We start from the raw sequence: 23,862 nt of genomic DNA, 5'->3' as shown, positions 1-23,862 counted from the left end.
ATCGACCATGGAAGCACGTTCGATCACTGCTGAGGTACCGGTGGGCCCGCGGATGTCCCAGGACCCCTTGGAGCTCGTCCCGGAGCTGGCGGAGGTGTCGGCGGCGCTGTTCAAGGCCACAGGTAACCGTTCGGTGCCGCGGACCACGATCAGTCTCGTCCAGTTGCGCGCCGGCCAGATCGTCGGCAACACCTACCTGACCATCCTGCACACGGGATTCCTCCGCAAGGCCGGCGAATCGGAAGAGCGGATCACCGCGGTGTCGTCCTGGCCGGACGCACCGTATTTCACCGGCGCCGAGCGTGCCGCGCTCGCTCTGGTGGAAGCGGTCCTCCAGCCGTCAGCGCACGGTGAGCGGGTGCCCGACGAGCTGTACGCCCAGGTGTCCGAGCACTACGACGAGAAGGCGCTCGCGACCTTGACCATCGCCATCGGGCAGGTCAATTTCTTCACCGCTGTCGCTCTCATCGCCAAGCCGACTCCCGGCCGGTCGTTCACCGACCCCTGGGCGTGAGACCGACACTTCGCGCCCGTACGAGACGATCCGGCCTGCGCCCCGGAGCGGGGCCGAGGCCGGATCGGCGTGCAGCGCGACCAGCCGGCCGACCCTTGAGGCGGCAACAACCACATGGTCGATGATGAACGGACGAGACTGGTGAACGAACGAGACCTTCTGGCCGAGCGCTTCGAAGAGCACCGCACACATCTCAAAGCGGTGGCGTACCGGATGCTCGGTTCCCTGACCGAGGCCGACGACGCCGTCCAGGAGGCATGGTTGAGGCTCGCCCGCACCGAGGCGGGTGACATCGGCAACCTCGGTGGCTGGCTGACCACGGTCGTCGGCCGGGTCTGCCTGGACATGCTGCGCTCACGCACGCAACGCCGCGAAGACCCTTGGGAATCCCGCCTGCCGGACCCGATCGTGAGCGGACAGGCCACCGACCCCGAACACGAGGCCCTGATCGCCGACTCGGTCGGACTGGCCCTGCTGGTGGTGCTGGAGTCCCTCACCCCACCGGAGCGGCTGGCCTTCGTCCTGCACGACATGTTCGGTATGCCGTTCGACGAGATCGCGCCGGTCATCGACCGCACACCGACCGCCGCGCGCAAACTCGCCAGCCGCGCCCGCCAGCGCGTCCAGGGCGCGGCCCCGGAGCCCGACCCCGATCCGGTCGCACAGCGCCGGGTCGTCGACGCCTTCCTCGCCGCGGCGCGCGGCGGTGACTTCGACGCGCTGGTAGCCGTCCTCGATCCCGAGGTCGTGCTGCGCGCCGACGGTGGAAAGGCGCTGCCCGGTGGCATGAAGGTCCTGCGCGGCATCGACTCGGTGGCCGGTCAGGCCGCCACCTTCCATCGCATGGCCACCGCCTCCACCAGCCGCCCCGCGCTCGTCAACGGTATGGCCGGCCTGGTCAACACCGTCGGGGGCGCGCTGTTCTCGGTCATGAGCTTCACCGTCTCCGGCGAGAAGATCGTCGCCATCGACATCCTGTCCGACCCGGAGCGCCTGGCCGCCGTCGACCTCACCGGACTGGAACGCTGATCCCGTCACGTCCGCCGGGACCGACACGGAGGAGAACGTCTCCTCCGCCCGGCTGGGCGGGATCGTCCGCGCGGCTGAGCGGGATCGGCCGCGCGGCTGGGCGGAATCGTCCCGCTGTGTGATGGCGGCCGCGTCGTCCCTGCCTACGGTTCGACGCATGGCAAGCGAAGCAGGGCGTCAAGTGCGGTGGCCCGGTTGGGCGATGGTGGTGCTGTTCCTCGGGTACGGCCTCGGCAAGGCCGTCTTCGCGGCACAGGGCAAGCTGGGGTTTCCGGGCGGGCCCGTGGTACCCGCCGCTGAGTACGAGAGCTATGCCCGCGATGTGATGGACGTGGCCGCGGCGCAGTGGCTCGCGGCGTCGAACGGCCTGCTGGGCGCGGCGTTGTTCCTGGCGACGGTGGTCAGCGTGGGACGGCGGATACCGCGCCCGCTGATGCTGGTCGCTCTCGCTCTCACGTCCGTCGGCGTCGGCGCGGGCATGGTGGTCCTGATCGTGGACGGTTTCCTCGGCCTCGGCGTGGGCTGGCGGTGGTACCACGGCCTTCTCGGAGTCGTCGTGCTGGGACTCCAGACGGCGGCCTTCTGGTCCTACGCGCGGGCTCCCCGGTGTGCGGCGCGGTCGTCGGCTATCCGGCTGTCATCGCGCGTCGGACGCTCTCGCGGAGCAGTGCGCGACGCTGCTCATGCAGTTCCGAGGGCTCCTGGTCGGTCGCCGCGTAGACATTGCTGACCGGCGACCACGCCATCGACATGGCGATGACCATGGCCATCAGGTCGAACGGGTCACCCTCGCGCACCAGGCCGGCGGTCTGCGCGTCGGCGATGGCACGCAGTTTGCCGTCGTCGAGGCGGTCGGGGTCATCCACCAGGTGTCCCGTCGGGCGGCGCTCCAGACGCGCCCAGGTGGCCAGCCGGATGAGGTCGGGACGGCGGAGGTATTCGTCGTAGAGACGCACGGCCCAGTCCGCGAGGTCGGTGGCGTCGATCGGGACGACGTTGACGATCCGTTCCAAAGAGCCGAAGAAGATGGCGTCGAACAGCCCTTCCTTGCTGCCGAAGTAGGCGTAGAGCTGCGCCTTGTTGGTGCGTGCGGCAGCCACGATCCGCTCGATGCGCGCCCCGGCGATCCCGTGCTCGGCGAACTCCTGGGTGGCCACTTCCAGGATGCGCTTGTACGTCGCGGCTCCGCGCGAGGTCAGGGGCTGGTCGACCATGTCCGCCACCGTACCAAACAGAACAGTTGGTTTGCTTTGCCTCCTGCCCCCGTCTACCGTGAAACAGACCGAACAGTCTGTTTGAGATGAGGCACCGTGCGGACCACAGTTGGCTGGCAAGCGGACCCGGCACCGACACTGCGGCGGGTGCCGGTGGAACGGCGCGCCCTGCGCCCCGACGATCTCGCGGTCCGGGTGGACTACTGCGGTGTGTGCCACACCGATCTGCACGCCCTGGACGCCCATGACGGCGCAGCGCATACGCCCCTGGTGCCGGGGCACGAGTTCACGGGCGTCGTGACCGAGACCGGCTCCGAGGTCACCCGCTTCGCCCCCGGCGACCCGGTGGCGGTGGGCAACATCATCGATTCCTGCGGTGAGTGCGCGATGTGCCGCTGCGGCCAGGAGAACTTCTGCCGTGCCTTTCCGACTCTGACCTACGGCGGCGTCGACCGGCACGACGGATCGACCACCCTTGGGGGCTACTCCCGCGAATACGTCGTCCGCGACCGGTTCGCCCACCCCCTTCCCCCCGGCCTGGACCCGGCCGCCGCGGCCCCGCTGCTCTGCGCCGGGATCACCGTCTGGGAGCCGCTCCACGCGCTCGGCGCGGGGCCGGGAGTCCGCGTCGCGGTGGCAGGGCTGGGCGGCCTGGGCCATCTCGCGGTGAAGCTGGCGGTGGCACTCGGCGCCGAGACCTGGGTCGTCAGCCGCTCGCCGGCCAAGGGCGACGACGCCCGTCGCCTCGGTGCTCACGGCCTGCTGGTCTCCTCGGACCCGGACCAGATGGCCGACGCCCGCGACCGCTTCGACATCGTCATCGACACCATCTCCGCCCCGCACGACCTCGCTGCCTGTCTGCGCCTGGTCGCCATGGACGGGACACTCAGCCTGCTCGGGCACCTCGGTACCGTCACCCTGGAGGTGATGGACCTGCTCGTGGGGCGCAAGAAGCTCAGCTCGGCAGGCAGCGGCGGCCGGCAGGCGACCGCCGCCATGCTCGACTTCTGCGCGCAGCACGACATCACCGCCGACATCGAGCTGCTCCCCTCGGCGCGGGTGAACGAAGCCCTGGACCGGCTCCGGCGCAACGACGTCCGCCACCGCTTCGTACTCGACATGTCCGACCTGGACTGACCGGGCGAGGAAAGCGATGCACGGCGCCCGGGTATGGCTCAGATCACACGAAAGGAGCGATTCAGGCGGAACACCGGGGACCCCGATGCCGTTGTAAAGGGCGTGGCTGCGGAAGGGAACAGTGTCCCCGGGCCTCACCTGTCGCCCATGGGGAAGATCGTTCGGCTGAAGCCCCATGGAGCCCATCGCCGAGAGGCGACCGCCCTTCCGTAGACCACCCCGAACAGGCCCCGGTCGGTATTCCCCCCCACCGGCCAGGGGCCTCCGCCCCGGCCGGTTCCCCCGCTGGCCGGGGCCTTTGCATGTCGGGGGCCCGACTGCATGTCGGAGGCCGACGCGAGCGGTGCCACCGGGGCCGGCGACGGCACGGTCAGCGCAGGCGCAGCTCGACGGCGGTCAGGGCGACCGCCAACGGCCCCGCTACCAGGAACAGCAACGGTGGCAGCGCCCAGACACACATGCCTGCTGTACACAGTGCGAGCAGCACCAGCACGCTGCCCGGCACGTCTCGCACGGCGCGGCCCGCCGCATCCCGGCAGGCCCCCCGCCAGCCGTGGCCCGCCCCGGCCCGGTATCCCGCGCAGGCGCGCAGCCCCACCAGGGCCGCGACGGCCGCTGCGGCGGCGAGGAAGACAGCGAACTGCCCGGCGCCTGGCAGTCCCGCCGCCACCAGTGCCGCGTCGGCGGCCAGCAGGGCGCAGGCCGCCAGCAGCACGGCTCCCGCGGCCAGGTCTCCGCGTCGATCCTCCCTGGCCCGCAGGGCGGCCAGGTAGCGCCTGGCGGTGCACGGTTCGTCGTACAGCCGGCGGCGGCGCAGTACAGCGCAGGCAGTGGACAGCGCGGCCGGTGCCGTGACCAGCGGAAGGGCGGCCACGGCAGTGGCCAGCCCGATGCTGAGCACGTCGGCGAAGAGCTCGAAGCGCGGGCTGAACAGCTCTCCCCGCTCGCGTACGCCCTGGGGTGTGCTCATCGCGTCAGCCCTTCAGTCCGGAGTTGGCCATGCCCTCGACCAGCAGCCGCTGGAAGGCGAGGAAGAACAGCACGATCGGCAGCAGCGCGATCACCGACATCGCGAACATGGGCCCGTACGCGGACTGGCTGGAGGTGTCCACGAAGGTGCGCAGCGCGAGGGTGAGGGTGTATTTGCCCGGCTCGAACAGGTAGATCAGCTGGGTGAAGAAGTCGTTCCAGGTCCAGATGAAGGTGAAGATCGCGGTGGTGATGAGCGCGGGTCTGGTCAACGGCAGGACGATGCGTGCGAAGGTGCGGAAGGGGCCGCAGCCGTCGATCTTCGCGGCCTCGTCGAGCTCACGCGGCAGGCCCCGCATGAACTGCACCATGAGGAAGACGAAGAACGCGTCGGTGGCCAGGAACTTCGGCAGCACCATCGGCCAGAAGGTGTTCACCATGCCGAGCTGGTTGAAGACGATGTACTGCGGGATGAGCACCGCGTGATGCGGCAGCATGATGGTGGCGATCATGAACGCGAACAGCGGCCCGCGCAGCCGGAAGCGGAGCCGGGCGAAGGCGTAGGCGGCCAGTGAGCAGCTGAGCACATTGCCCAGTACGGCGCCGAGCGAGATGGTCAGCGAGTTGCCGAACAGCTGGAGGAGGCTGACGCCCTCGATACCGTCCGCCGCCGTCGAATAGTTCTCGGTGGCGAGCCGGGAGGGCAGCAGGGCCAGGCTGGAGAGCACCTCGTCCGCCGGTTTGAACGAGGTGGCCACCAGCCAGGCGAGGGGGTAGAGCAGCACGATGAGCGCGGCCAGGCATCCGGCGTGCAGTGCGACGCGGGGCCAGTCGACCCGCCCGCGAGCCCTTCGAGCAGGGGGTACGTCCCTACCGGACGGGGGACTCGCGGTGGCGTGCGCGGACATCAGTGGCCCTCCTCGTTGGCGTAGAAGACCCAGGAGCGGGAGGTGCGGAAGAGCACCGCGGTGACGATGCCGATGGCCAGCAGCAGCATCCAGGCCATCGCGGAGGCGTAGCCCATGTGGGAGGCGGTGAAGCCGCGGTCGTAGAGGTAGAGGGTGTAGAAGAGTGTCGAGTCGGCGGGACCGCCCCGGCCGCCGCTGACCGCGAAGGCGGGGGTGAAGACCTGGAACGCCTGGATGGTCTGGAGCACCAGGTTGAAGAAGAGCACCGGGGAGAGCATCGGCAGGGTGATGGAGGCGAACTGCCGCCACCGGCCCGCGCCGTCCACCGCCGCGGCCTCGTAGAGCTCGCCGGGTATCTGTTGCAGCCCGGCGAGGAAGATGACCATGGGCGCCCCGAACTGCCAGACGGTCAGCAGGGCGACGGTGAGCAGGGCCCAGCCGGGCCGGTTTACCCAGCCTCCGGTGTGCACACCGAACGTGCTCAGGAAGTTGTCGACGGTGCCGCCGTCGTTGAAGAGCGCCCGCCAGACCAGTGCGATGCTCATGGAGGCGCCCAGCAGGGAGGGCGCGTAGAAGGCCGAGCGGTAGAAGTCCTTGCCTCGCCGCATCGACTTGAGCGCGACGGCTGCTGCCAGCGCCAGGGCGAGTTGCAGCGGCACGGCGACCAGTACGTACAGCAGGGTGTTGCCGACCGAACGCAGCAGCCTGGGGTCCTCGGTGAACATCTGCACGTAGTTGCGCAGCCCGATCCAGGACGGCGGGTCGAACAGGTTGTAGTCGGTGAACGACAGATACAGCGAAACCGCCATCGGCAGCAGTGTCAGCACGGCCGCGCCCAGCACCCACGGTGAGAGGAAGATCCAGGCGGGGCCCTGCGGTTCCCTGCGGGGCGGGCGTCCGCCGCTGCGGCCGAGACGACGGCCGGGGCCTCCGGCCCGGGGCCGCCCCGCGGCAGCGCCCGCGCCATCGGCGCCCGGTGCGGCGGCTGCTGCGGGTGATGTGGTGGGAGTAGGGGGCATCACGGCCTCAGCTCCGCTCTGGCCTCGGTGAGGAATTGCTGTGCCATCCGGCGCGGGGAGGCCTTCTCGAAGGCCACCTGGTCGTAGTCCTTCTGGAAGACCGACTGGAGAGCGTTGTCACCGCGCGGGGGCGCTGTCGGCGGGGCCTTCAACTTGCCCTCGAGCGACTTCTGCAGATCGGCGACGGCCTTCTGGAAGCCGGTGAGGTTCGGCAGCATCCGCTCGCGCTGTCGGTTGTTGACCGGCGTGCCGCGGTCGACGGTGAGGATGTCGGCGGCCTTGTCGGAGTTGAGGAGGAAGTCGATGAAGCGGGCGGCCTCACGCGGGTGCGAGCTCTTGGCGGAGATACCGATGAGCATCGAGGGCTTGTAGTACTGGCCCATGGTGCCGTTCTCACCTGCCGGCATCGGCGCCAGGGCGAGCCGGTCACCGTAGACCGACTCGAAACCGGCCGAGGGCGCGTCCCAGTTGAACTCCGCCATCGCCTTCTTGCGGCCCATGGGCGAGTTCTCCACGGAACCGTCCAACTGGGTGGTGCCTTCAGCCGGGCTGACCAGCCCCTCCTTGCGCAGCTTGCTCGTGTACGTCCAATAGCGCGTCAGGTCGTCCTCACTGAAGGCGACCTGGCCGTTCTCGTCGTAGAGGCGTTTTCCCCGGGAGCGCAGCCAGACCTCGAACCAGTCCTCCATCGAGCCGGGGTCCGTCATCACCGGACTGTCGTGCTCGCGCTTCACCTCGCGCAGGACGCTCTCCAAGTCGTCCCACGTCCAGCCGGGACGCGGCGGCGGCACACCCGCCTCGCGCCACGCCTCCTTGTCGTACGCGAGTGCCTGGGTGCCCACGCCCATCGGGATCGCGTACTGCTTCCCCTCGAACTGGCCGGTCCTCAGCAGCGACTTGTCCATCTGCCCGGTCGGCAGGGCCTTGCGCTGCTCGGCGAGGTCGAGGAGGATTCCGGACCCGGCGTACTGGCTGATCTGCCGGTAGTCGAGCTGGACGATGTCGGGCGCGTCCCCGCCCGCCGCCTGGGTGGCGAGCTTCTGCTTGTAGGCCTCGTACGGGGAGTAGGACGTCCGGATGTCGACGTTCGGGTGAGCCTTTTCAAAGGCGGCAACGGCCTTCTCGGTGCGGGCCGCGCGATCGGCGTTGCCCCACCAGGTGAACCGGAGCACGACCTTGCCGTCGCCCGCCGCTGAGGCGCCCTGGCTGCAGCCGGCCAGAGCAGCGCACAGCGCGAACGCGGCGGCTGCGGCACCGAACGCCCGCGTTCTGGGTCGGTACATGAGGAAGGGCCTTTCGTGGACGGGGGGAGGGAGGGGACGCGGTGTCGAGGGGGTCAGTAGCGGTGTTGGACACGCGCCGGAGGACGGCGCCGGGCGCTGATCCGCCACGAGCCGGGCACTGACCCGCCAAGCGGCGCGGACACTACTCGCCGTAGTACGGCAGGGTGGTGCCCACGAGCGCGTACTCGTCGCGGCGTCCGCACATCCCGTAGCCACCGCGCCGGGTGGGGCCGGCGGCATACGCCTGGGCGGCGGCCAGGTGGGAGGAGTCGCCCTCGGCGAGCGCGTCCAGTTGCTCCCCGGTGCGCTCGGCCGCCGCCAGGGCCCCGTGCCGCCAGCGCTCCCGCCAGGCGGCCACCTTGGGGGCGACGATCCGTGCGGCGGCCCGGTGGAAGGCCCGCAGCGCTCCCGTGTCACCGTCCGCCAGGGCCTCGCGCAGCAGCAGAAAGCCCTCGACGGCCAGGTCGCGCCGTCTCAGCGCGGCGCTGTCCGTCGCGGGTCCGGCCGTGCCGGGCAGCGAGGCGGCAGCGGCGTAGGCGTCCGGGTCGTCGAGTACATGCGGCGGGAAGGTGAAGACCGCGTCACCGGCCTCCGGCAGACCGCTGTTCTGCATCAGCACGGTGACCCGCAGCCCGGAGCCGTTGACCATGCGGTGCACGGTTCCCGGTGTGAACCAGGCGAGCGAGCCGGGCTCCAGCGGTGTCTCGGTGAAACCGTCGTCGAGGGTCAGGGTCTGCACCGCCCCCTCCCCCTGGGTGACGACGTACGCCTCGGTGCAGGCCAGATGGATGTGCGGGCTGCCGCCGCACACACCGTCGACTGCCTGCCAGGTGTAGGCGCTGATATGGGACAGGCCGATGCCGCCCGGCAAGGGTGCGTCCAGCACGGCGGGTCTCCCTTCGTCGGTGGGTGCGCTCCCTGGTGCCCGTCACCAGGGCAGAGCGGACAGATACCGGTCGACGGCGTCCGCTTCCCATGCCCCGTCGGCGATCAGCACGCGGTAGCGGTAGCGGAAGCTGTCGCCGGGCGGCAGCTCGAACTCCTCGAAGAACGCCCAGGAGAAGGCGACGGTGGGTGTCGGTTCGGAGCGGACGAACCAGTGGGAGGGGTGTACGGCCTCGGCGTTCTCCGGCGCGTGCGCGAAGACGACGGTCGCGTGTCCGTCCACGTCGTCGTGCTCGCCGACGAAGCCCAGCCAGGGGTGATCGGCGGCGGACTGCCCCATCATGGCCTCGTCGGTGCTCGGCCCGCCCCGGACCAGCACCTGCCCTCCGGTGAAGGCGCGGGGGCCCCGCCAGTGCAGACCGGTGTACCCGGCCATCTCACGGCCGTGCGTGGTGGGCGAGCCGAAGTGCAGCGGCTCATCGCGGGTGTTGGTCAGCTCGATCGACCAGTCCAGGGCGTAGGCGCCGGCCTCGGTGTCCACGGAGTGCAGCGCGACGGAGCGCGTCTCGCTCGCCCACTCGGCGCCGCCGTTCTCCACCCAGGTCAGCCGTTCGGTGAAGTGCAGCGCGGCGTCGCCGACCTCGAACGCGTCGAAGCCGTCGTGCCGCATGGACCCCACCCGGTCACGCAGCGGCAGATAGCCCTCCCCGTGCACATAGCTGTTGCCGCCCCAGAAGTTCTGCCCGGACAAATGGCTGGCTGTCATCTGCAGGCCCTTGTGCCACCGGTGGTCGTTGGGCCGGTAGCCGGTCACCGTACGCCCGCCGAGGGTCCGCAGCGGGTGTGCGTACGGCTTGCGGGACTCGAACGGATCCGGGTCGGGCGCGTACACATACGCCATCAGCTCGCTTCCGCCGGCAGCGCGCACACTGACGCGTTCGCCGTGTACGTGAGTGACGGTGAGGGTGCCGGCTGCGGTGGTCGGTGCGCTCGTCACTGTTCGGTCCGCTCCTTCGGTGCCCAGTCGGGGTGGTTGCCGTGCATGGCGCGGTAGTACGGGTCGCCAGGGGTGATCTCTCCCGCGCCGACAGGCCGGCCGGTGAAGGCCGATTTGTAGACGGCGGCGGCGAATTCCAGGGTCCGGCGCGCGTCCTGGCCGCTGCCGGGCGGTCGGACCCCCTTCTCCCGGGCATCCAGGAAGTCACCGAGCTGGGCGGCGTGCGAGCTGGGGACATCCGCCGCGGGAGTGCGCCAGCGGGTGGTGCGCGGCCCGCGGTCGTCCACATGCGGCGCCGGGGTGTAGGTCCAGTCGTCGTTGCGGTGGCCGTACAGATGGGTCAACTCCACGGTGGCGTCCGCACAGTCGATACGGAGACGGCTGACCTCGTCGGGGCTCAGCACGCTGTTGACGACGGTCGCCATCGCCCCGCTCTCGAACCGTACGAGGGCCGTGGAGACGTCCTCGCTCTCCACGGCGTGCACCAGCCGGCCGGCCATCGCCCGGACCTCGCTCCAGTCGCCCAGCAGATGCAGCAGCAGGTCCATCTGGTGGATGCCGTGCCCCATCGTGGGGCCGCCACCCTCGGTGCTCCACCGGCCGCGCCAGGCAACGCCGTAGTAGGCGGCATCGCGGTACCAGGTGGTCTGGCAGTGAGCGACCAGAGGGCGCCCCAACTCCCCGGCGGCCAGCAGTTCACGGGCGTGGACGGCGCCAGAGCCGTAGCGGTGCTGGAAGACGACCGACGCATACGGCCCGCCCGGCCCGCCGCCATGTCGGCCGCCGCCGGCGCCGGAGTACTTCTCGCCGCACCGCTGCTCGGCGGCGGCTATCTCGTCGTACTCGGCGAGCGAGAGACACAGCGGCTTTTCGCACAGCACCCAGGCGCCGGCCTCCAGCGCGGAGCACACCTGCTCGGTGTGGAGCGAAGGCGGTGTGCCGATCAGCACCAGATCGGGGCGCTCGGCGGCGAGCATCCGCGCGGTGTCGTGGTAGCCGGCCACATGCTCTCCGGCCTGGTCACGGAAGACGGCAAGCCGTCTCTCGTCCACGTCGACGGCGGCAACGAGGCGCACCCGGTCGGCGTGCGCGCGCAGCGCCGGCAGATGGCTACCGGTGACGATTCCACCGGTGCCGATGACGGCAGCACGGACGAGCGAGGTCTCGACAGGCATACGGAAGCGGCTCCTTGTGGGGACAGAGGGGCGGGGCACGGAGGAGCACGGACGCGCGCGGGTGCTGGGGCGACGCGCACGAGCGCCGGAGCGACGCGCACGCAAACAGCGGTGGCGAGCACGGGCAGGGCAGGAACAGGGGAGGCGGCAGAGGACAGAAAGCGCTTTCCTCGCGAGGGACACTAGGCCCGCCCCCGACGGCAGAACAAGACCCGGGCAACAAGAGATTGAAACGACTCAACACACTCCTGGCCCGGCCCCGTCGCCCCCACCCCTCGGGCCCCCTCCGGCCCGACTCCCCCTCCCGCCACGGCCCACCCCCGGCTCCCCCCGGCCCCCTCACGGACGCGAGCGGCCCCCCGTCGCGGCGTATCGTCCGGCCGTGCTATCCGTGGAGGCCGCTGCTGGACGGATCAGGGAGGACGGCTCAGAGGACGGCCCATGGGGCCGCTCTTCCCTCCCTGCTCCCCCACCGACCGAACCGACAGGAGTCACACGTGCCCGTATGGAGCTTCCCGGCCACAGCCCCGGCCACAACCCCGGCGGGCACCGCTCCGCCGGGCCCGTTGCCGTTGGCCGTCGGCCGGGACGACGCCCGGATGCAAACGTACGGCGTGCCCCCGAGGAGCGCGCAGTGAACCGTTCCGTGCTCCGCGCGACCGGGCAGCGGCCCTGCACTCTGGTGGTGTGCCGGGGCTGCTGCTGCGGCAACCCGGCCAAGCACCCCGGCACCGACCACGCCTGGCAACTCGACCGACTACGCACGGGCGCCGCCGCATCCGGCGGACGCTTCGCCGTCCGTACGACGGACTGCCTCGGCCCTTGCGGCCAGGCCAACGTCATCGTCGTCCAGCCCTCCACAGCCGGGCGCCGGGCCGGCGCGCGTGCCGTCTGGGTCGGTTTCGCCATGGACGACGACTGCACCGATGACCTGCTGCGCTGGGCCGCCGCCGGTGGGCCGGGCGTCGCCGAGCCGCCGGTCGCACTGGAGCTGCAGTTCATCCCCCCACCGCGGGAGGCCCGCGCTCGCGCCCGCCGGTGAGCGGATTTCTCAGCCGTTTCTCATCGAGCGCGGGAAGGTCCCGAAGCTCCCCTTTCTTAGTCTGGAGAGGTGAGGAGGTCGCGATGGTCAGGGACAGCGGTGGTGGGCCGGGCGGTGACGGGCAGAGCAGCCGCGGCCCCGAGGACGGAGTTCCGCCCGAGGACACGGCTGCTTCGTCGCAGACCTCTCGACCGTCCGAGGCGGACGCTCCAGAGAGAACGGACGGTTCCCAGGCTGCAGCCACAGCCCCCGGGACCGACCCCTCCGACAGGAAACCCGACGAGACGAACCCCGACGAGACCGGCCCCGATGAGACCGGTCCCGTCGAGTTCGACGAAGCGTTCATCCGCGCCGCCAGCGTGACGGAGCCGGCGGCCCGCACCCGGGCGCTGGCCGCCCGCTGGCAGCAGGAGGGATACCCCGAGCGGGAGCCGTGGCGCTCCGACGAGCCGCCGGCCGGCTGGTTCTGGAGCCGGGCCCGGCAGGGTGACAACGGGCGAAAACGTCGACGCAGACTGCGCCGCCGGCCCTGGAGACGCAAGCCCGAGGACTGACGCACGGATACGTACGACTGTGCACTTCACCGGACCGGGCCACCGGGCCCGGGGCCACCGGACCCGGGCCAGTCCACGCGGGCCATTCGCACCGGGTCCCCGGCAATGGCGACCAGGTCGGACAGCGCTCCTCCGGCGTAGTCGGACACCCCGTCCACCCCGGCCGGTGCGAGCGCGTGGGCCCGTTCGGCCAGCCCCTCCCCGTAAGTTGTCGGCTCGGCACCGAGGGAGCGCAGGAAGTCGTGGCTGTGCTCACTCGCCGTGCCGATGACGGTGCCACCGCGGGCGGCCGCGAGCTGGACGGCGATCGTGCCCCCCCCCCGCGCGCCGCACCAGCACGGTGTGTCCTGCGCCGACGGCGAGCCGGTCGAGGTCCCGGGTGGATGTCCCGGGGCGCCCAGGTGGGCGTCGCGACCGTCTACCGGCGCTTCCCGATCAAGGAAGCGCTGCTGACCGAGGCCTTCGCCGAGGAGCGTGATCGCACGCTGCAGCTGCTGCTCGACCTCGTACGACGTGCCCAGGAAGCGGGCGCCCTGCGGCGGGACTTCGTGCTGGAGGACGTCGGCCTGGCGTTGATGGCGAACGCGGGCATCCGCGCGCAGTCGCCCGAGGTGCGGGCGGAGGCCTCACGGCGCTTCGCTGCCTGATGATCCAGGTGGACGCAAACGCCCACCGTCCCACCGGTGGTGGCGACCGCATCGACCTCCGGGGGCCGGAGAGCGCTGCGGACTCAGGCGCCCACGGTGCCGTCGACACCTTCGCGCAGGAAGTCCGCGTGCCCGTTGTGGCGGCCGTACTCCAAAAGCACGTGCACCATCACCATGCGAAGCGACACCTCTTGGCGCCACCTTGGTTGATACCCGGTCCGTTCCAGGGACTCGGCCTCACGCTCGATGCGACGTGAGTGGCGCACCTCCGCCTCCCAGGCCGTGAACGCTTCGTGCCTGGTCGACGTGCTCGCGTCGTACGCCGCCTGGAAGTCGACCTTGTCGGACCAGACCATGGGCGCGTCGTTGTCCTCGAACACACGGCGGAACCAGGCCCGTTCCACCTCCGCCATGTGCCGTACGAGCCCGAGCAACGAGAGCGTTGAGGGTGGCATCGACTGCTTCCGCAGCTCCTCATCGGTGAGCCCTTCGCACTTCATGGCGAGGGTCGCACGGTGGTGGTCGAGAAAAGCCCGCAGCGTGTCGCGTTCGCTTCCGAAGCGGGGCGGTTCTGCGCGATTGTCACCGGTCACTGGTCTCGCTCCTCATCCGCGCTTGAAAAACGGGGCTGCTGTCGACGCCGGTCGGCTCGCCCCGGACGTGGACCGTACACCGGGCCCGAGCGCCGGCAAGAGGGCGAGCGCGCGATGGCCGTCGGTCGGCCGGCAGTGACTGCGCCGGGGAGCCGATCTCGGGAGAACCGGCGGGAGGCGGGGTCGAGGAAAGTCAAGCCTGATGACGACTTGATGGTCCGTCAGGCGGCTGGTGGGATTCGCGGCACCAAGGAACCGAGGAACCGACGACCCAAGGAACCGACCGTACGACCGTGCCGGAGGTCCGCCCGTGTACCGACGTCTGCTCGCCGCCCTCGCCGCCTTCACCATGCTCGTCGGCTCCCTCCTGCTCGGCGCGGTGTCCACTCCCGCGGTCGCGGCCGGTGCGGACACCGGGCCGCCGCAGCCGCCCCGTCTCACCGACGACCGCGGCCGGGTGCTCACCCTGCGCGGCTGGAACATCGAGGACAAGAAGCACCGGGGTGAGCAGGCGCTTTCGGCCATCACCGAGCGCCATTTCAGGGATCTGCGCGATCAGGGCTTCAACTTCGCCCGGTTGCTGGTCTTCTGGGACGACCTGGAGCCCCGGCGCAGCCACTACAGCACGGACTACCTCAAGAAGATCGAGCGCATTCTGGACTGGGCGCGCCGCTACCGCGTCCATGTTCTGATCGACGCCCACCAGGACGTCTTCGGGCCCGCCTTCGGACACCGTGGAATTCCCGCGTGGGCCACCAGGACCGACGGCCTGCCCTTCGAGCCGCGTCCCGACGACTGGTTCTCCGAATACTTCGAGCCGGCCGTGCAGCGCGCGTTCACCCACCTGTACACGGACGCCGATCTGCAGCGGGCCCAAGCACGTATGTGGCGGGTGCTGGCGGCCCGGTTCGCCGACCATCCCGCCGTCATCGGTTACGACCTGATCAACGAACCGATGGGCGAGATCCGGGCGGGCGAGGAGCTACCGACGGCGGCCCGGCGCATCGAGGCGGAGCAGCTCACCCCGATGTACAACCGCCTCGCGGACGCCATCCGTTCTGTCGACGACGACAATTGGATCTTCTTCGAGCCGACCCCGATCGTGGGCGAGGGCGTCCCGACCGGCCTCGGCCGCATCGACGACCCCAAGAGCGTCTACGCGCCGCACTTCTACAACAGCGCGATGGAAGCGGGCGACGACTACGACCCCGCCGCGGGCTGGATCGAGGCCTACGAGGCGGCCGTGACCGACTACCCGGCGCGGTACGGCGTCCCGGTGGTCGTTGGTGAGTGGGGGCCGCTCAACAACGCCCTGCCCAACATGGGCCGCTTCTACCGCGACGCGCTCGCCTCGTTGAACCGCTACAGCTCGGGCTGGGCGAGTTACGTCTGGTGCTACGGGGGCGGCTACTGCGCCGTCGACGAAAAGGGCCGCTTCCGCACCAACAAGGAGCAGACGGCGGCCCCGTACGCCCCGGCCGTGGTGGGCGAGCCCACGGCGGAGGAACACACCCCGGAAACCGGCGCCTACCGGCTGGAGTACCGAGCGGGGCACGGCATCACCGAGGTGCGCGTACCGCCACGCCCCGGCGGATGGCAGGTCCGGGTGGCGGGACCGGCAGGGACCGCGACGCCCGTACTCCCGTCGGACCGGACGGCGGTGGCACGGGTGCACGCGCGGCCGGGGGCGACGGTGACGGTGGTCGTCACGCCCCGGAACCGGCGCTGATGCCGGTAGCGGAAGGACGGGCACCTGACAACCCGGCGCCCCGGGGAGACGGGCAGCGAAACGGTGCTCCGCAGGGCCCGGGACAGGCGGGTGCTCCACAGGGGCCGGGGAACCGGCCTGCGGCCCGGGACGAGGGAGAGTTCCGGCGCGGAGACGCCTTCCACGCCTGGAGCGGAGCAATCATTAGGCTTGCCGCATGTTGAGGCTCGGGTTCCCCGTCATCGGAGTTACGGACCTTCCGCGCGCGGTGGCCTTCTGGACGGAGGCTTTGAACCTGGTCGCCACGGAGGAGTGGAAGAGCGAGACCTGGCGGACCCTCAACCATGCGGACGGCTCCGGTCGGGCCCTCGCCCTGCTGTGCAGCGCATCCCCGGTCGAGCCGCGCCCCCGTCTCCACCTGGACCTCTTCACCGATACCGCGGAGGAACAACAGGCCGAGGTCCGGCGGCTGGTCGACCTCGGTGCGCAGGTCGTCGACTGGGACCTCTACCCGCCCGAACCCGACTTCGTGGTTCTCGCCGATCCGGACGGCAACCGCTTCTGCGTCGTCGATCTGAGCCATGCGCCGTCCGGGCCGGGCGGCACTGTGGCCGAAGAATGACCGACTGTCTCAGGTGGCCGGGGCTGGACCGAACTGGCGCGGGCGGCCCCGGCATGGCGGCTACTCGGGTCGGCTGTGCAGCAGATCGGTCGAGACCGCCCAGAGGCGCTCGGCCACGGCGGGATCGAGCGCCCACTCCTTGACACCGTGGGGGTGCTGCGCGAGGTCGGCGTCGTTCGGCACGGTGTAGGCCTCTTGCCCGTCGTCGAGGTAATGGCCACCGGAGTGCGCGAAGGCCGGGAAGACAGCCGCGACGACGGTGGTCGCGGCCCCCTGCTCAACTGTCTTGTATGTGAAGACGCCGGCGGCCTCGGCTGCGTCGAGGGACCGCTTTTGCTGTGGCGTGAAGTTCCGTTGCAGTCCCGTGGCGACGCCGCCGGGGTTCACGGCATTCGCGACGATCCCCTCCGATGCCCACAGTCGGGTGGCCTCGACGGCGAACAGGGAGTTCGCCGTCTTCGACTGAGCGTAGGCGATCTGCGGGTCGTAGCGGCGGCGCTCGAAGTGAAGGTCGTCGAAGTCGATGCCTGAACGCATGTGCGCTGTCGAACTCACCGAGACGATCCGAGCGCCGTGTCGGTCGGAAGCTCCCAGGGCGAGGGCGCCGTGCAGGCCGACGGCGAGGGCGAAATGGCCGAGGTGATTGGTTGCGAATTGTAGCTCCCAGCCCTCACGGGTTCGTTCGAGACCGCCGGTGACCACGCCTGCGTTGTTGATCAGAAGGTGCAGCGGGCCACGCCACGCGTCGACGAATCGTGCGACGGCCGCCCTGTCGGCGAGGTCGAGCCGGGCGACGCGGGGGCGGACTCTTCCGGTGGACTTCCCGATCGCCTCGGCTACGGCGTCGCCCGCGGTGGTGTTCCGGACGGCGAGGGTGACCTCGGCCCCGGCAGCGGTCAACGCGCGAGCGGTCTCGGAGCCGATTCCGGAGGAGCCTCCCGTCACGATGGCGCGGACGCCGGTCAGATCGAGGCCTCGCAGCACGTCTTCCGCGGTGCTGGTGGCGGTGAAGGGCGTGGAGATGAGCGCGGATTCTGCCATGGTCAGGACTATACGCGGTAGACATAATTTGTATAGCTCGAAGCCTGCTCGTATGCTCGGCCCATGAGTAGTCCTGATGTCGGCCGCCCGCCCTCGGCAGTCGCCGATACCAGCCGGCGGGCCATGGTCCTGGACGCCGCCTTGACCACTTTCGCGCGCTTCGGTTACCGGAAGGCCTCGATGGAGGAGGTGGCGCGGGCGGCGCACATCTCCCGGCCCGGGCTCTACTTCCTCTTCTCCTCGAAAGAGGAGCTGTTCCGGGCCGCGGTCACCCAGGCGCTGGAACGCGACATCGCAGCGGTCGAACGCGTCCTGGCCGATACCGGGCGCCCCCTGCCGAAGCGTCTCGTCGAAGCGTTCGACCAGTGGGCGGGCCGCTACATCGGCCCGTTGACTCGCGATGTAGCGGAAGTCGTCGAAGCCAACCCCGGCCTGCTCGGCGAGATCGTCGAGACCGCGCCACGGCGTTTCGAAGAACTGATCACCGATGCGATCGCTGTGGAGACAGGACGCGCGGCGGCGCCGGATGTCGCCCGGACGATGATCAGCACATCGATCGGCCTCAAGCATCAAGCTTCGTCGCGGGAGTTCTACCTCGAACGACTGAAGGTCGCCATCGCTCTTCTGACGCGCTGAGCGGACCCGGCTGCCTTCCCCATCGATGTGGAAGGGGCCGACTCCTTCCGGAGCCGGCCCCTCGGGGTTCGGGGACGTGTCACAGCAGTCGCTTGCGGCCCCAAGGGATGACGAAGGCGACGACGGCTGCGGTGACGGCGAGCATGATGCCGGCTCCGAGCCACTGCATCGTGTGCATCTGGGAGACGGGGAGGTAGTCGATGGACCAGCCGATGACGTGCTTCGACTCCAGGCAGGCGGTGTGTGCCTTGGTGTGTTCCGACTGTGCGACGCACGTCGTCCAGTCCAGCTTGTCCCCGGAGCTGGTGAGGAAGTACGCGCCCTGCCCCTGCTGCACCGCCTGGTCGGGCAGCTTCGGAGGCGCGGCACCGGAACCGACGCCGTTGTGGGTGCTGACCGACAGGACATTCCCCAGGTCCAGACGGAAGCGGTCCCAGACGAGCCCGATCGCCCCGACGATGCCGAGCGTGACCACCATCGACACCAGCGTGCGGCGCAGGACCATGCCGACCGCCACGCCCACGGTGAAGGTGAGCAGGGCGTAGGCCACCGGCATGATCCCGGTGCCGTCGAAGAACACGCTGCTGGTCCATTCCAGGGTGTCGGAGCGCCCCCTGAGCGGGCTCCACCACCAGTTGAACACCGCGCCGAGCACAGCGGTGGACAAGGCGATCAGCCCGGCGGTCATGGCCAGCTTCGTGGTGAGCCAGCGCAGCCGGCTGACGGACTGCGAGGTCACCAGCTTTACGGTGCCGGACTCCAGATCACCCGCGATGAGCGGGGCACCGAGGAAGACACCGACCAGGATGGGGAGGTAGCCCAGATAGCTCCCGAAGCTGAACAGACGGCTGGTGTGCATCTCGAAATCGGGCGGAAGGCTGTCCGACTTCTTCGGGGACGAGTCCAGGGCGTTCAGTTGGTCCATCATCTGCCCGCGCAGACAGACCATGACGGCCACGCCGAGAAGGGTGACGGCGACGAGGGTCCAGTACGCGGCGCGGTGCTGGCGCCAGACGAGCCAGGACGTACCGCCGAGCCCGGGGCCGGCCAGCCGGGAGCCGCGTCCGTCGCGAGGGCGCCCGGCGGACACCGAGTGGGCCGGGTCGTGAGTGAGCGTGGTCATGCGGTCACCGTCTTGTTCCGGTCGCGGGCGATGACGTCGTGGATGTCGCCGACCTGGGCGCCGGGGGCGATCAGCGAAGGCGCGTCGGGTGACCTCAGATAGGCGAGGAGAAGCTCCTCCAGGGTGGGATGCTCGGCCTGCCCGCCGTACTCGATCGGCCCGCCGAGGCGTACCAGGGCACCCTGCCGGCCCTCTTCGCCGCGGAACTCGACGACCCTGTGCGGTGCGAGAGCGGGCGACGGGCCGCCACCCGGGGCGGCGAACCAGGCGTGTGCGGCGCGCAGTTCGTTCACCTCGCCCGCGAGCCGCAGACCGCCGTTCGCGATGACGAGGAGGTAGTCGCAGATGTGCTGGAGCTCGGCGAGCATGTGCGAGGACACCAGCACCGTCGTGCCGTGCTGGGCGGCCTCCGCCGTCAGCGTGGCCATGAGCTCGCGGCGGACCAGCGGGTCCAGGTCGGACATCGGCTCGTCGAGGATGAGCAGGTCGGGGCGCTTGCCGAAAGCCAGGGAGAAGGCGACGCGGGTACGCTGCCCGCCGGACAGGGTCCCGATCCTCGCTGACAACGGCACCTGGCCCGCGCTGACGAGACCTTCCGCGACACCCTGGTCCCAGCGGGGGTTGAGTTCGCGGCCGAGCCGCAGGGTCTCGGCCACGGTGAAGCGCCGGAACAGCGGCTTTTCCTGGGACAGGAACGCGGTCCGCAGGATCGCCTCCCTCGACCCCGGCGCCGCGTCGAACACCCGCAGGGCCCCGGTCGTGGGCTGGATCATGTTGGTGGCCAGGCCCATCAGGGTGGTCTTGCCGGCCCCGTTGGGGCCTACCAGGCCGCACACCCGCCCGGCGGGCAGCCGGAAGGAGACATCCTGCAGCGCCCAGCCACGCCGGTACCTCTTGCCGAGCCCATAGGCTTCGATCGCCGAGTATCCGACGGGGGGTGCGTACCTCGTTCCGCCTGGGTGGTGCATCCCTGAGTGGTTCATGTGTGGCTCCTGTGCGTGGGAAAGGGACGGCCGTGTATGCGTTGGGGCAGAGAGGCCGGTCGTCGTTCCGTGCGGCTGCCGTCGCGTGCCGTCGAGGCCGGGAGCCCGCGGCGCGCCGCGGGCTCCCGGCAGCTGCGGGGTCCCACCGAGCTGAGGTCGGCCGTGATCATGACATGCTCCTCGGGTGAGGGAAGGCGAACGCCGCCCGGTGAGCACGACTCTTCCCCGTCGCGTCCCGCGGCGGATCGGGCGAAAGGCAGATCTTGCGCGGCCGACTCCGACTTTCGGCCGGTCGGCGGGAGGGACGGTGAGGAAGATGGCGGAAGCGGCGGACGAGGCGAACGCACCCCCGACCGCACCCATGGCCCCCAGGGGCACACATGGGAAGGGAGGTGCGCAGCTACTGCCTGTCCCGGTGTGGGCGCTGCTGGCCGGCGGCCTGGTGGGGCTCGTCGTGCTGGACTGGGCCGGCGGCTTCTACGGGGTTGCCGGTTTCTCCAGGATCGCGGATCAAGGTCCCCCCAAGCTGACCGGCGCGCTGCTGGCCGTCGCCCTTGTCGTCGCCTCGCCCCGGCTCGGCAGCCGGACGCTGCCCAAGGCCGCCTGCGTACTCTCGGTCGTGTCGCTGTGCCTCTCGGTATGGCTGCACCTGGAGATGCGGGCCAGTTCGCAGGCCATGGGATTCGCCGAGCCGGCGGCGCTGACGTGGCTCCTGCTGATCGTCGCCCGGCGAGGGCAGCCCTCGTGGGCGACGGCTGCCGTCCCCCTGCTGTGCATGGCGATCGTGCTGCGGCCTGTGTCGGTCTCGGTGCGGCAGTCCACCACCATCATGGCGCTGCTCTTCGCGCTCGCAGCGGTCACGGCGTTGGGTATCGGCCTCGGGATGCGACTGCTCCTGGCGGACCGGCGGCGGCAGGCGGCGGCCCTCAGGCTGGAGCAGCGGACAGAGTTCGCCAGGGACCTGCACGACTTCGTCGCCCACCACGTGACCGGCATCGTCGTACAAGCACAGGGAGCCCAGGTGGTGGCGGACCGACGGCCCGAACTCGTGCCACCCGCGCTGCAGCGGATCGAACAGGCGGGGGCGGAGGCGCTGACCTCCATGCGGCACATGGTCGGAATGCTGCGCGACGCCGACGCCGAAGTGGCGCTGACGCCGCTGGCGGGCATCGACGAGGTGCGTACGCTCGTCGAGGAGTTCTCGGCGATCGGTGGCGCCAGGGCCCGGCTCGAACTGGAAGGGACCTTCGACGACCTGCCGGTGGAGGTGACCACCACCGCCCACCGGGTGGTGATGGAAGCCCTCACCAACGTACGCAAACACGCTCACGGATGCACCGAGGTGCGGGTGCGCGTGGACCGCTCGGGGGACCGGATCGCCGTACGGGTCAGCGACGACGGACGGCCGCGCCACGTCTCCGACAGCGGCTTCGGGCTGAAGGGCCTGGCCGAACGGGTGGGCATGATCGGCGGAAGTGTCCAGGCGGGCCCTGTGTCTGCCGGCGGCTGGGGCGTCGAGGCGACACTCCCGGTGACACCTGTGCCACCGGTGACACAGGTGTCACCGGCACGGGTGGTGGCCTCGTGACGATCCGCATACTGATCGCCGACGACCAGGCCATGGTCCGTGCCGGGTTCGCGATGTTCCTGGCCGCGGAGGACGACATCGACGTCGTCGCGGAGGCCGCGGACGGGGTGCACGCCGTGGAACTCGCCGAGCGCCACCGGCCCGACGTGGTGCTGATGGACATCCGTATGCCCCGCATGGACGGGTTGGAGGCACTGCGCAGGCTGACTCGCCCCGGCACCGTGAATCCGCCGAAGGTCGTCGTGGTCACGACGTTCGACGACGACGAGTATGTGCAACGCGCCCTGAGCGAAGGAGCTTCCGGCTTCCTGATCAAGGACTCAGGACCGGCCCTCCTCGTCGAGGCCATCAGAGCGGCGGCCTCGGGCGAGGCCCTGGTGAGCCCGGCCATCACGGTCCGCTTGTTGCAGCGCCTCAACAGCACCGTCCCCGCACCACGCAAGCCGCACACCGCGCTCTCCGCGCGGGAGGAGGACCTGGTGCGGCTGGTGGCCAGGGGTCTCACCAACGCGGAGATCGCCACCGAACTGACCATCTCGGTGGGCACGGTGAAGACCCATCTCACCAACGTGCAGACCAAGTTGACCGCCCGCAACCGCGTGGAGATCGCCGCCTGGGCCTGGGAATCCGGCCTGGTGGACGGACGGGGCCTCTAGGATCTTGCGTGCGGACCAGGCTGGGTCCGGTTCTGTGCGGGTCTGTGGCGTCCGTAGCGTCCGGTGGGGAGGTACGGGATGAGTTTCCGGCTGGCGGCGTATGCCGTGTGCGTGGAGGGCGGACGGGTGCTGCTCGCCCGTCACGTACCGCCGAACGGCGAGGCCAACTGGACTCTTCCGGGCGGCGGAGTCGAGCACGCGGAGGACCCGTTCGACGCTGTGATCCGGGAGGTCGCCGAGGAGACCGGTTGCGACGCGGTGGTCGAGCGCCTGCTGGGTGTGGACTCACGGGTCGTCCCGGCGGCCGAACGCACCGTCCCCGGTGGACCGGACCACCAGAACGTCGGCGTCTTCTACCAGGTCCGCATCACCGGCGGCCGGCTCCGGCCCGAGCCCAACGGTGAGATCGTCGAGTCGGTGTGGACTCCGATCCCCGACATCGCCGGCCTACGCCGGTCCTCCCTGGTCGACGTCGGCCTCGCCCTGGCTCGGACCCTTCCGGCGACCGGCCACGTCGCTCCCGTCCCGGTCGGCGGTCTGATCCAGCACTGAGGCAGCACCGACCTCCATCTGGTCTGCTCGATCGTCGTCCGGCCCAGGTGATCGGCCGGACGATCAGTCGGAGTAGCCGATTGATCAGTCGGAGTAGGCGATCGATGCCGCCAGGTCCTGCTGGGATTCCAGTGCGGTGAGCCGCTCGGTCAGCGCGGCGTGCACGGCGTCGTAGGTGTCGGAACCGAGAGTGAGGCGCAGGGGCGGGTTCGGGTGCCGGGTGGTGTCGTAGATGGCGGCGGCCAGTTTGGCCGGATCGCCGGTGAAGACGCTCTCGTCAGCGGTCTCCAGATAGCGCCGTGTCCGACCGACGGCGTTGTCGCGGTAGGCAGTGGATTCGGTGGTGTAGTGCAGGGCCGAGGCGAAGCCGGTGCGGGTGGCGCCGGGTTCGACCAGGGTGAGGCGGACATCGAAGTCGCAGACTTCGCGGCTGACGCTCTCGGTGAAGCCCTCCAGCCCCCACTTGCCCGCATGGTAGGAGCTGTGCGTGGGGGTGCCGACCTGGCCGCCCAGGCTGGAGATCTGGATGATGCGGCCTCCGCCCTGCTCGCGCATCGGCTTCAGGAACGCCCGGGTGATCAGCATCGGAGCGAGCAACAGGACTTCGATCTGGTCGCGGATCTGCTCGACCGTCATCTCCTCGGCCGCGCCGACGACCGCGTATCCGGCGTTGTTGACCGCGATGTCCACCGGCCCGGATCGCAGGGTCCGGTCGACCACCTCGTGGACATCGGCCTGCCGGGTGAGATCGAGGATCTCGACGGTCAGCCGGTCGCCGTACGTCTCGCACAGCTCTTCCAGCGCCGTGCGGCGGCGGACGGTGGCCGTGACGCGGTCGCCGTATCGGAGGGCATGCTCGGTCAGGTGGCGGCCCAGGCCACCGGAGGCGCCGGTGATGAACCAGTGGCGTACGGGCTTGTCGGAGGGAGTGGGCATGGGCGTCTCCTGGAGTAGAGTGTTACCGGAATACGTTCCGGTAAGCAGTTA

At 70.3% G+C, this 23,862-nt stretch carries 25 protein-coding genes and 1 pseudogene; 12 read left to right on the top strand and 14 right to left on the bottom strand.

Translation table 11 applies throughout. The features are described from left to right. Positions 1-7: 7 nt before the first annotated feature. A complete protein-coding gene (locus tag JW613_RS08920) occupies positions 8-514 on the top strand; it encodes a carboxymuconolactone decarboxylase family protein (RefSeq protein ID WP_209210157.1) in 507 nt (168 codons plus the stop codon). Positions 515-655: 141 nt separating this feature from the next. Continuing rightward, complete coding sequence (gene sigJ, locus JW613_RS08915; RefSeq protein ID WP_307865841.1) at positions 656-1,543, top strand: RNA polymerase sigma factor SigJ; 888 nt, start codon at positions 656-658, stop codon at positions 1,541-1,543. Between the two features lie 626 nt (positions 1,544-2,169). On the opposite strand, the gene JW613_RS08910 is transcribed toward sigJ, so the two are convergent. After that, a complete protein-coding gene (locus JW613_RS08910) occupies positions 2,170-2,757 on the bottom strand; it encodes a TetR/AcrR family transcriptional regulator (RefSeq protein WP_209210155.1) in 588 nt (195 codons plus the stop codon). Between the two features lie 96 nt (positions 2,758-2,853). On the opposite strand from JW613_RS08910, the gene JW613_RS08905 reads away from it, so the two are divergent. After that, a complete protein-coding gene (locus JW613_RS08905) occupies positions 2,854-3,894 on the top strand; it encodes an NAD(P)-dependent alcohol dehydrogenase (RefSeq protein WP_209210154.1) in 1,041 nt (346 codons plus the stop codon). 370 nt (positions 3,895-4,264) lie between these two features. Here JW613_RS08905 and JW613_RS08900 read toward each other — a convergent pair whose 3' ends face one another. The 7 genes from JW613_RS08900 to JW613_RS08870 form a co-directional block, all read right to left on the bottom strand. Beyond that, on the bottom strand, positions 4,265-4,864 hold the full coding sequence (locus JW613_RS08900) for a hypothetical protein (RefSeq protein ID WP_209210153.1): 600 nt from the start codon (positions 4,862-4,864) through the stop codon (positions 4,265-4,267). A 4-nt stretch (positions 4,865-4,868) separates the two neighbouring features. Next, entirely contained in the window at positions 4,869-5,771 is a 903-nt protein-coding gene (locus JW613_RS08895) for a carbohydrate ABC transporter permease (protein WP_209210152.1), read from the bottom strand. Then, positions 5,771-6,790, bottom strand: a complete 1,020-nt coding sequence (locus JW613_RS08890) for a carbohydrate ABC transporter permease (protein WP_209210151.1) — start codon at positions 6,788-6,790, stop codon at positions 5,771-5,773. Before JW613_RS08890 ends, JW613_RS08895 begins: the two co-directional genes overlap by 1 nt. Then, positions 6,790-8,073 carry an ABC transporter substrate-binding protein gene (locus JW613_RS08885; protein ID WP_209210150.1) on the bottom strand — a complete coding sequence of 428 codons (1,284 nt, stop codon included), beginning with the start codon at positions 8,071-8,073 and terminating at the stop codon, positions 6,790-6,792. Before JW613_RS08885 ends, JW613_RS08890 begins: the two co-directional genes overlap by 1 nt. A gap of 142 nt (positions 8,074-8,215) precedes the next feature. Next, positions 8,216-8,959, bottom strand: a complete 744-nt coding sequence (locus JW613_RS08880; RefSeq protein WP_307865840.1) for a cupin domain-containing protein — start codon at positions 8,957-8,959, stop codon at positions 8,216-8,218. A gap of 42 nt (positions 8,960-9,001) precedes the next feature. Then, the gene (locus tag JW613_RS08875) at positions 9,002-9,955 is read right to left on the bottom strand and encodes a DUF6807 domain-containing protein (RefSeq protein WP_307865839.1); all 954 of its coding nucleotides are present in this window, start codon (positions 9,953-9,955) and stop codon (positions 9,002-9,004) included. Next, positions 9,952-11,130, bottom strand: a complete 1,179-nt coding sequence (locus JW613_RS08870) for a Gfo/Idh/MocA family protein (RefSeq protein WP_209210149.1) — start codon at positions 11,128-11,130, stop codon at positions 9,952-9,954. Before JW613_RS08870 ends, JW613_RS08875 begins: the two co-directional genes overlap by 4 nt. A 634-nt stretch (positions 11,131-11,764) precedes the next feature. Between JW613_RS08870 and JW613_RS08865 the strand changes: the two genes are divergently transcribed. Both JW613_RS08865 and JW613_RS36560 read left to right on the top strand, forming a co-directional pair. Next, positions 11,765-12,172, top strand: coding sequence for a thioredoxin domain-containing protein (locus tag JW613_RS08865; RefSeq protein ID WP_209210148.1), 408 nt, complete (start codon positions 11,765-11,767; stop codon positions 12,170-12,172). Between the two features lie 83 nt (positions 12,173-12,255). Next, positions 12,256-12,726, top strand: a complete 471-nt coding sequence (locus JW613_RS36560; RefSeq protein WP_209210147.1) for an SGM_3592 family protein — start codon at positions 12,256-12,258, stop codon at positions 12,724-12,726. Between the two features lie 74 nt (positions 12,727-12,800). Here the strand turns inward: JW613_RS36560 and JW613_RS35670 are convergent. After that, positions 12,801-13,107 (bottom strand): annotated as a pseudogene (locus tag JW613_RS35670) (zinc-binding dehydrogenase); the annotation flags it as partial. Positions 13,108-13,109: 2 nt separating this feature from the next. Here JW613_RS35670 and JW613_RS08855 point away from each other — a divergent pair. Beyond that, positions 13,110-13,373: an SbtR family transcriptional regulator gene (locus JW613_RS08855; RefSeq protein ID WP_209210146.1), complete on the top strand. Its 264-nt coding sequence runs from the start codon at positions 13,110-13,112 to the stop codon at positions 13,371-13,373. Positions 13,374-13,456: 83 nt separating this feature from the next. Here the strand turns inward: JW613_RS08855 and JW613_RS08850 are convergent, their stop codons facing one another. Continuing rightward, positions 13,457-13,966 (bottom strand): DinB family protein, encoded by a 510-nt coding sequence (locus JW613_RS08850; protein ID WP_209210145.1) that lies wholly within the window; start codon positions 13,964-13,966, stop codon positions 13,457-13,459. Between the two features lie 310 nt (positions 13,967-14,276). On the opposite strand from JW613_RS08850, the gene JW613_RS08845 reads away from it, so the two are divergent. Continuing rightward, the gene (locus tag JW613_RS08845) at positions 14,277-15,695 is read left to right on the top strand and encodes a cellulase family glycosylhydrolase (RefSeq protein ID WP_307865838.1); all 1,419 of its coding nucleotides are present in this window, start codon (positions 14,277-14,279) and stop codon (positions 15,693-15,695) included. Positions 15,696-15,891: 196 nt separating this feature from the next. After that, entirely contained in the window at positions 15,892-16,296 is a 405-nt protein-coding gene (locus JW613_RS08840; RefSeq protein ID WP_209210144.1) for a VOC family protein, read from the top strand. Positions 16,297-16,356: 60 nt separating this feature from the next. On the opposite strand, the gene JW613_RS08835 is transcribed toward JW613_RS08840, so the two are convergent. After that, positions 16,357-17,337 (bottom strand): SDR family NAD(P)-dependent oxidoreductase, encoded by a 981-nt coding sequence (locus JW613_RS08835; RefSeq protein WP_209210143.1) that lies wholly within the window; start codon positions 17,335-17,337, stop codon positions 16,357-16,359. Positions 17,338-17,400: 63 nt separating this feature from the next. On the opposite strand from JW613_RS08835, the gene JW613_RS08830 reads away from it, so the two are divergent. Continuing rightward, complete coding sequence (locus tag JW613_RS08830) at positions 17,401-17,973, top strand: TetR/AcrR family transcriptional regulator (protein ID WP_209210142.1); 573 nt, start codon at positions 17,401-17,403, stop codon at positions 17,971-17,973. 79 nt (positions 17,974-18,052) lie between these two features. Here JW613_RS08830 and JW613_RS08825 read toward each other — a convergent pair whose 3' ends face one another. Next, positions 18,053-19,096: an ABC transporter permease gene (locus JW613_RS08825; RefSeq protein ID WP_209210141.1), complete on the bottom strand. Its 1,044-nt coding sequence runs from the start codon at positions 19,094-19,096 to the stop codon at positions 18,053-18,055. Then, positions 19,093-20,079, bottom strand: coding sequence for an ABC transporter ATP-binding protein (locus tag JW613_RS08820; RefSeq protein ID WP_209210140.1), 987 nt, complete (start codon positions 20,077-20,079; stop codon positions 19,093-19,095). The genes JW613_RS08825 and JW613_RS08820 overlap by 4 nt, the downstream gene beginning before the upstream one ends. Positions 20,080-20,395: 316 nt before the next feature. Between JW613_RS08820 and JW613_RS08815 the strand changes: the two genes are divergently transcribed. The 3 genes from JW613_RS08815 to JW613_RS08805 all read left to right on the top strand — a co-directional run bounded on the left by JW613_RS08815 (position 20,396) and on the right by JW613_RS08805 (position 22,875). Further along, positions 20,396-21,667 carry a sensor histidine kinase gene (locus JW613_RS08815; RefSeq protein ID WP_245225242.1) on the top strand — a complete coding sequence of 424 codons (1,272 nt, stop codon included), beginning with the start codon at positions 20,396-20,398 and terminating at the stop codon, positions 21,665-21,667. Beyond that, entirely contained in the window at positions 21,664-22,323 is a 660-nt protein-coding gene (locus JW613_RS08810) for a response regulator (protein WP_209210139.1), read from the top strand. Before JW613_RS08815 ends, JW613_RS08810 begins: the two co-directional genes overlap by 4 nt. A 78-nt stretch (positions 22,324-22,401) precedes the next feature. Beyond that, positions 22,402-22,875 (top strand): NUDIX hydrolase, encoded by a 474-nt coding sequence (locus tag JW613_RS08805; protein WP_209210138.1) that lies wholly within the window; start codon positions 22,402-22,404, stop codon positions 22,873-22,875. Between the two features lie 84 nt (positions 22,876-22,959). On the opposite strand, the gene JW613_RS08800 is transcribed toward JW613_RS08805, so the two are convergent. Then, on the bottom strand, positions 22,960-23,811 hold the full coding sequence (locus JW613_RS08800; RefSeq protein WP_209210137.1) for an SDR family oxidoreductase: 852 nt from the start codon (positions 23,809-23,811) through the stop codon (positions 22,960-22,962). Positions 23,812-23,862: the final 51 nt, after the last annotated feature.

Origin of the sequence: Streptomyces smyrnaeus, assembly GCF_017676345.1 — a bacterium.
Lineage (GTDB): Bacteria > Actinomycetota > Actinomycetes > Streptomycetales > Streptomycetaceae > Streptomyces > Streptomyces smyrnaeus.
Note: the sequence above shows the minus strand (reverse complement) of the source record. Positions and strands in the feature narration are given on the sequence as shown.

What these genes read in the sequence shown, in the direction of transcription:
- JW613_RS08825 (WP_209210141.1), bottom strand. Translation starts at nt 19,096, where the DNA reads ATGACCACGCTCACTCACGACCCGGCCCACTCGGTGTCCGCCGGGCGC.
- JW613_RS08885 (WP_209210150.1), bottom strand. Translation starts at nt 8,073, where the DNA reads ATGTACCGACCCAGAACGCGGGCGTTCGGTGCCGCAGCCGCCGCGTTC.
- JW613_RS08870 (WP_209210149.1), bottom strand. Translation starts at nt 11,130, where the DNA reads ATGCCTGTCGAGACCTCGCTCGTCCGTGCTGCCGTCATCGGCACCGGT.
- JW613_RS08910 (WP_209210155.1), bottom strand. Translation starts at nt 2,757, where the DNA reads ATGGTCGACCAGCCCCTGACCTCGCGCGGAGCCGCGACGTACAAGCGC.
- JW613_RS08820 (WP_209210140.1), bottom strand. Translation starts at nt 20,079, where the DNA reads ATGAACCACTCAGGGATGCACCACCCAGGCGGAACGAGGTACGCACCC.
- JW613_RS08895 (WP_209210152.1), bottom strand. Translation starts at nt 5,771, where the DNA reads ATGTCCGCGCACGCCACCGCGAGTCCCCCGTCCGGTAGGGACGTACCC.
- JW613_RS08890 (WP_209210151.1), bottom strand. Translation starts at nt 6,790, where the DNA reads ATGCCCCCTACTCCCACCACATCACCCGCAGCAGCCGCCGCACCGGGC.
- JW613_RS08805 (WP_209210138.1), top strand. Translation starts at nt 22,402, where the DNA reads ATGAGTTTCCGGCTGGCGGCGTATGCCGTGTGCGTGGAGGGCGGACGG.
- JW613_RS08855 (WP_209210146.1), top strand. Translation starts at nt 13,110, where the DNA reads ATGTCCCGGGGCGCCCAGGTGGGCGTCGCGACCGTCTACCGGCGCTTC.
- JW613_RS08815 (WP_245225242.1), top strand. Translation starts at nt 20,396, where the DNA reads ATGGCGGAAGCGGCGGACGAGGCGAACGCACCCCCGACCGCACCCATG.
- JW613_RS08835 (WP_209210143.1), bottom strand. Translation starts at nt 17,337, where the DNA reads ATGGCAGAATCCGCGCTCATCTCCACGCCCTTCACCGCCACCAGCACC.
- JW613_RS08830 (WP_209210142.1), top strand. Translation starts at nt 17,401, where the DNA reads ATGAGTAGTCCTGATGTCGGCCGCCCGCCCTCGGCAGTCGCCGATACC.
- JW613_RS08800 (WP_209210137.1), bottom strand. Translation starts at nt 23,811, where the DNA reads ATGCCCACTCCCTCCGACAAGCCCGTACGCCACTGGTTCATCACCGGC.
- JW613_RS36560 (WP_209210147.1), top strand. Translation starts at nt 12,256, where the DNA reads ATGGTCAGGGACAGCGGTGGTGGGCCGGGCGGTGACGGGCAGAGCAGC.
- JW613_RS08840 (WP_209210144.1), top strand. Translation starts at nt 15,892, where the DNA reads ATGTTGAGGCTCGGGTTCCCCGTCATCGGAGTTACGGACCTTCCGCGC.
- JW613_RS08920 (WP_209210157.1), top strand. Translation starts at nt 8, where the DNA reads ATGGAAGCACGTTCGATCACTGCTGAGGTACCGGTGGGCCCGCGGATG.
- JW613_RS08900 (WP_209210153.1), bottom strand. Translation starts at nt 4,864, where the DNA reads ATGAGCACACCCCAGGGCGTACGCGAGCGGGGAGAGCTGTTCAGCCCG.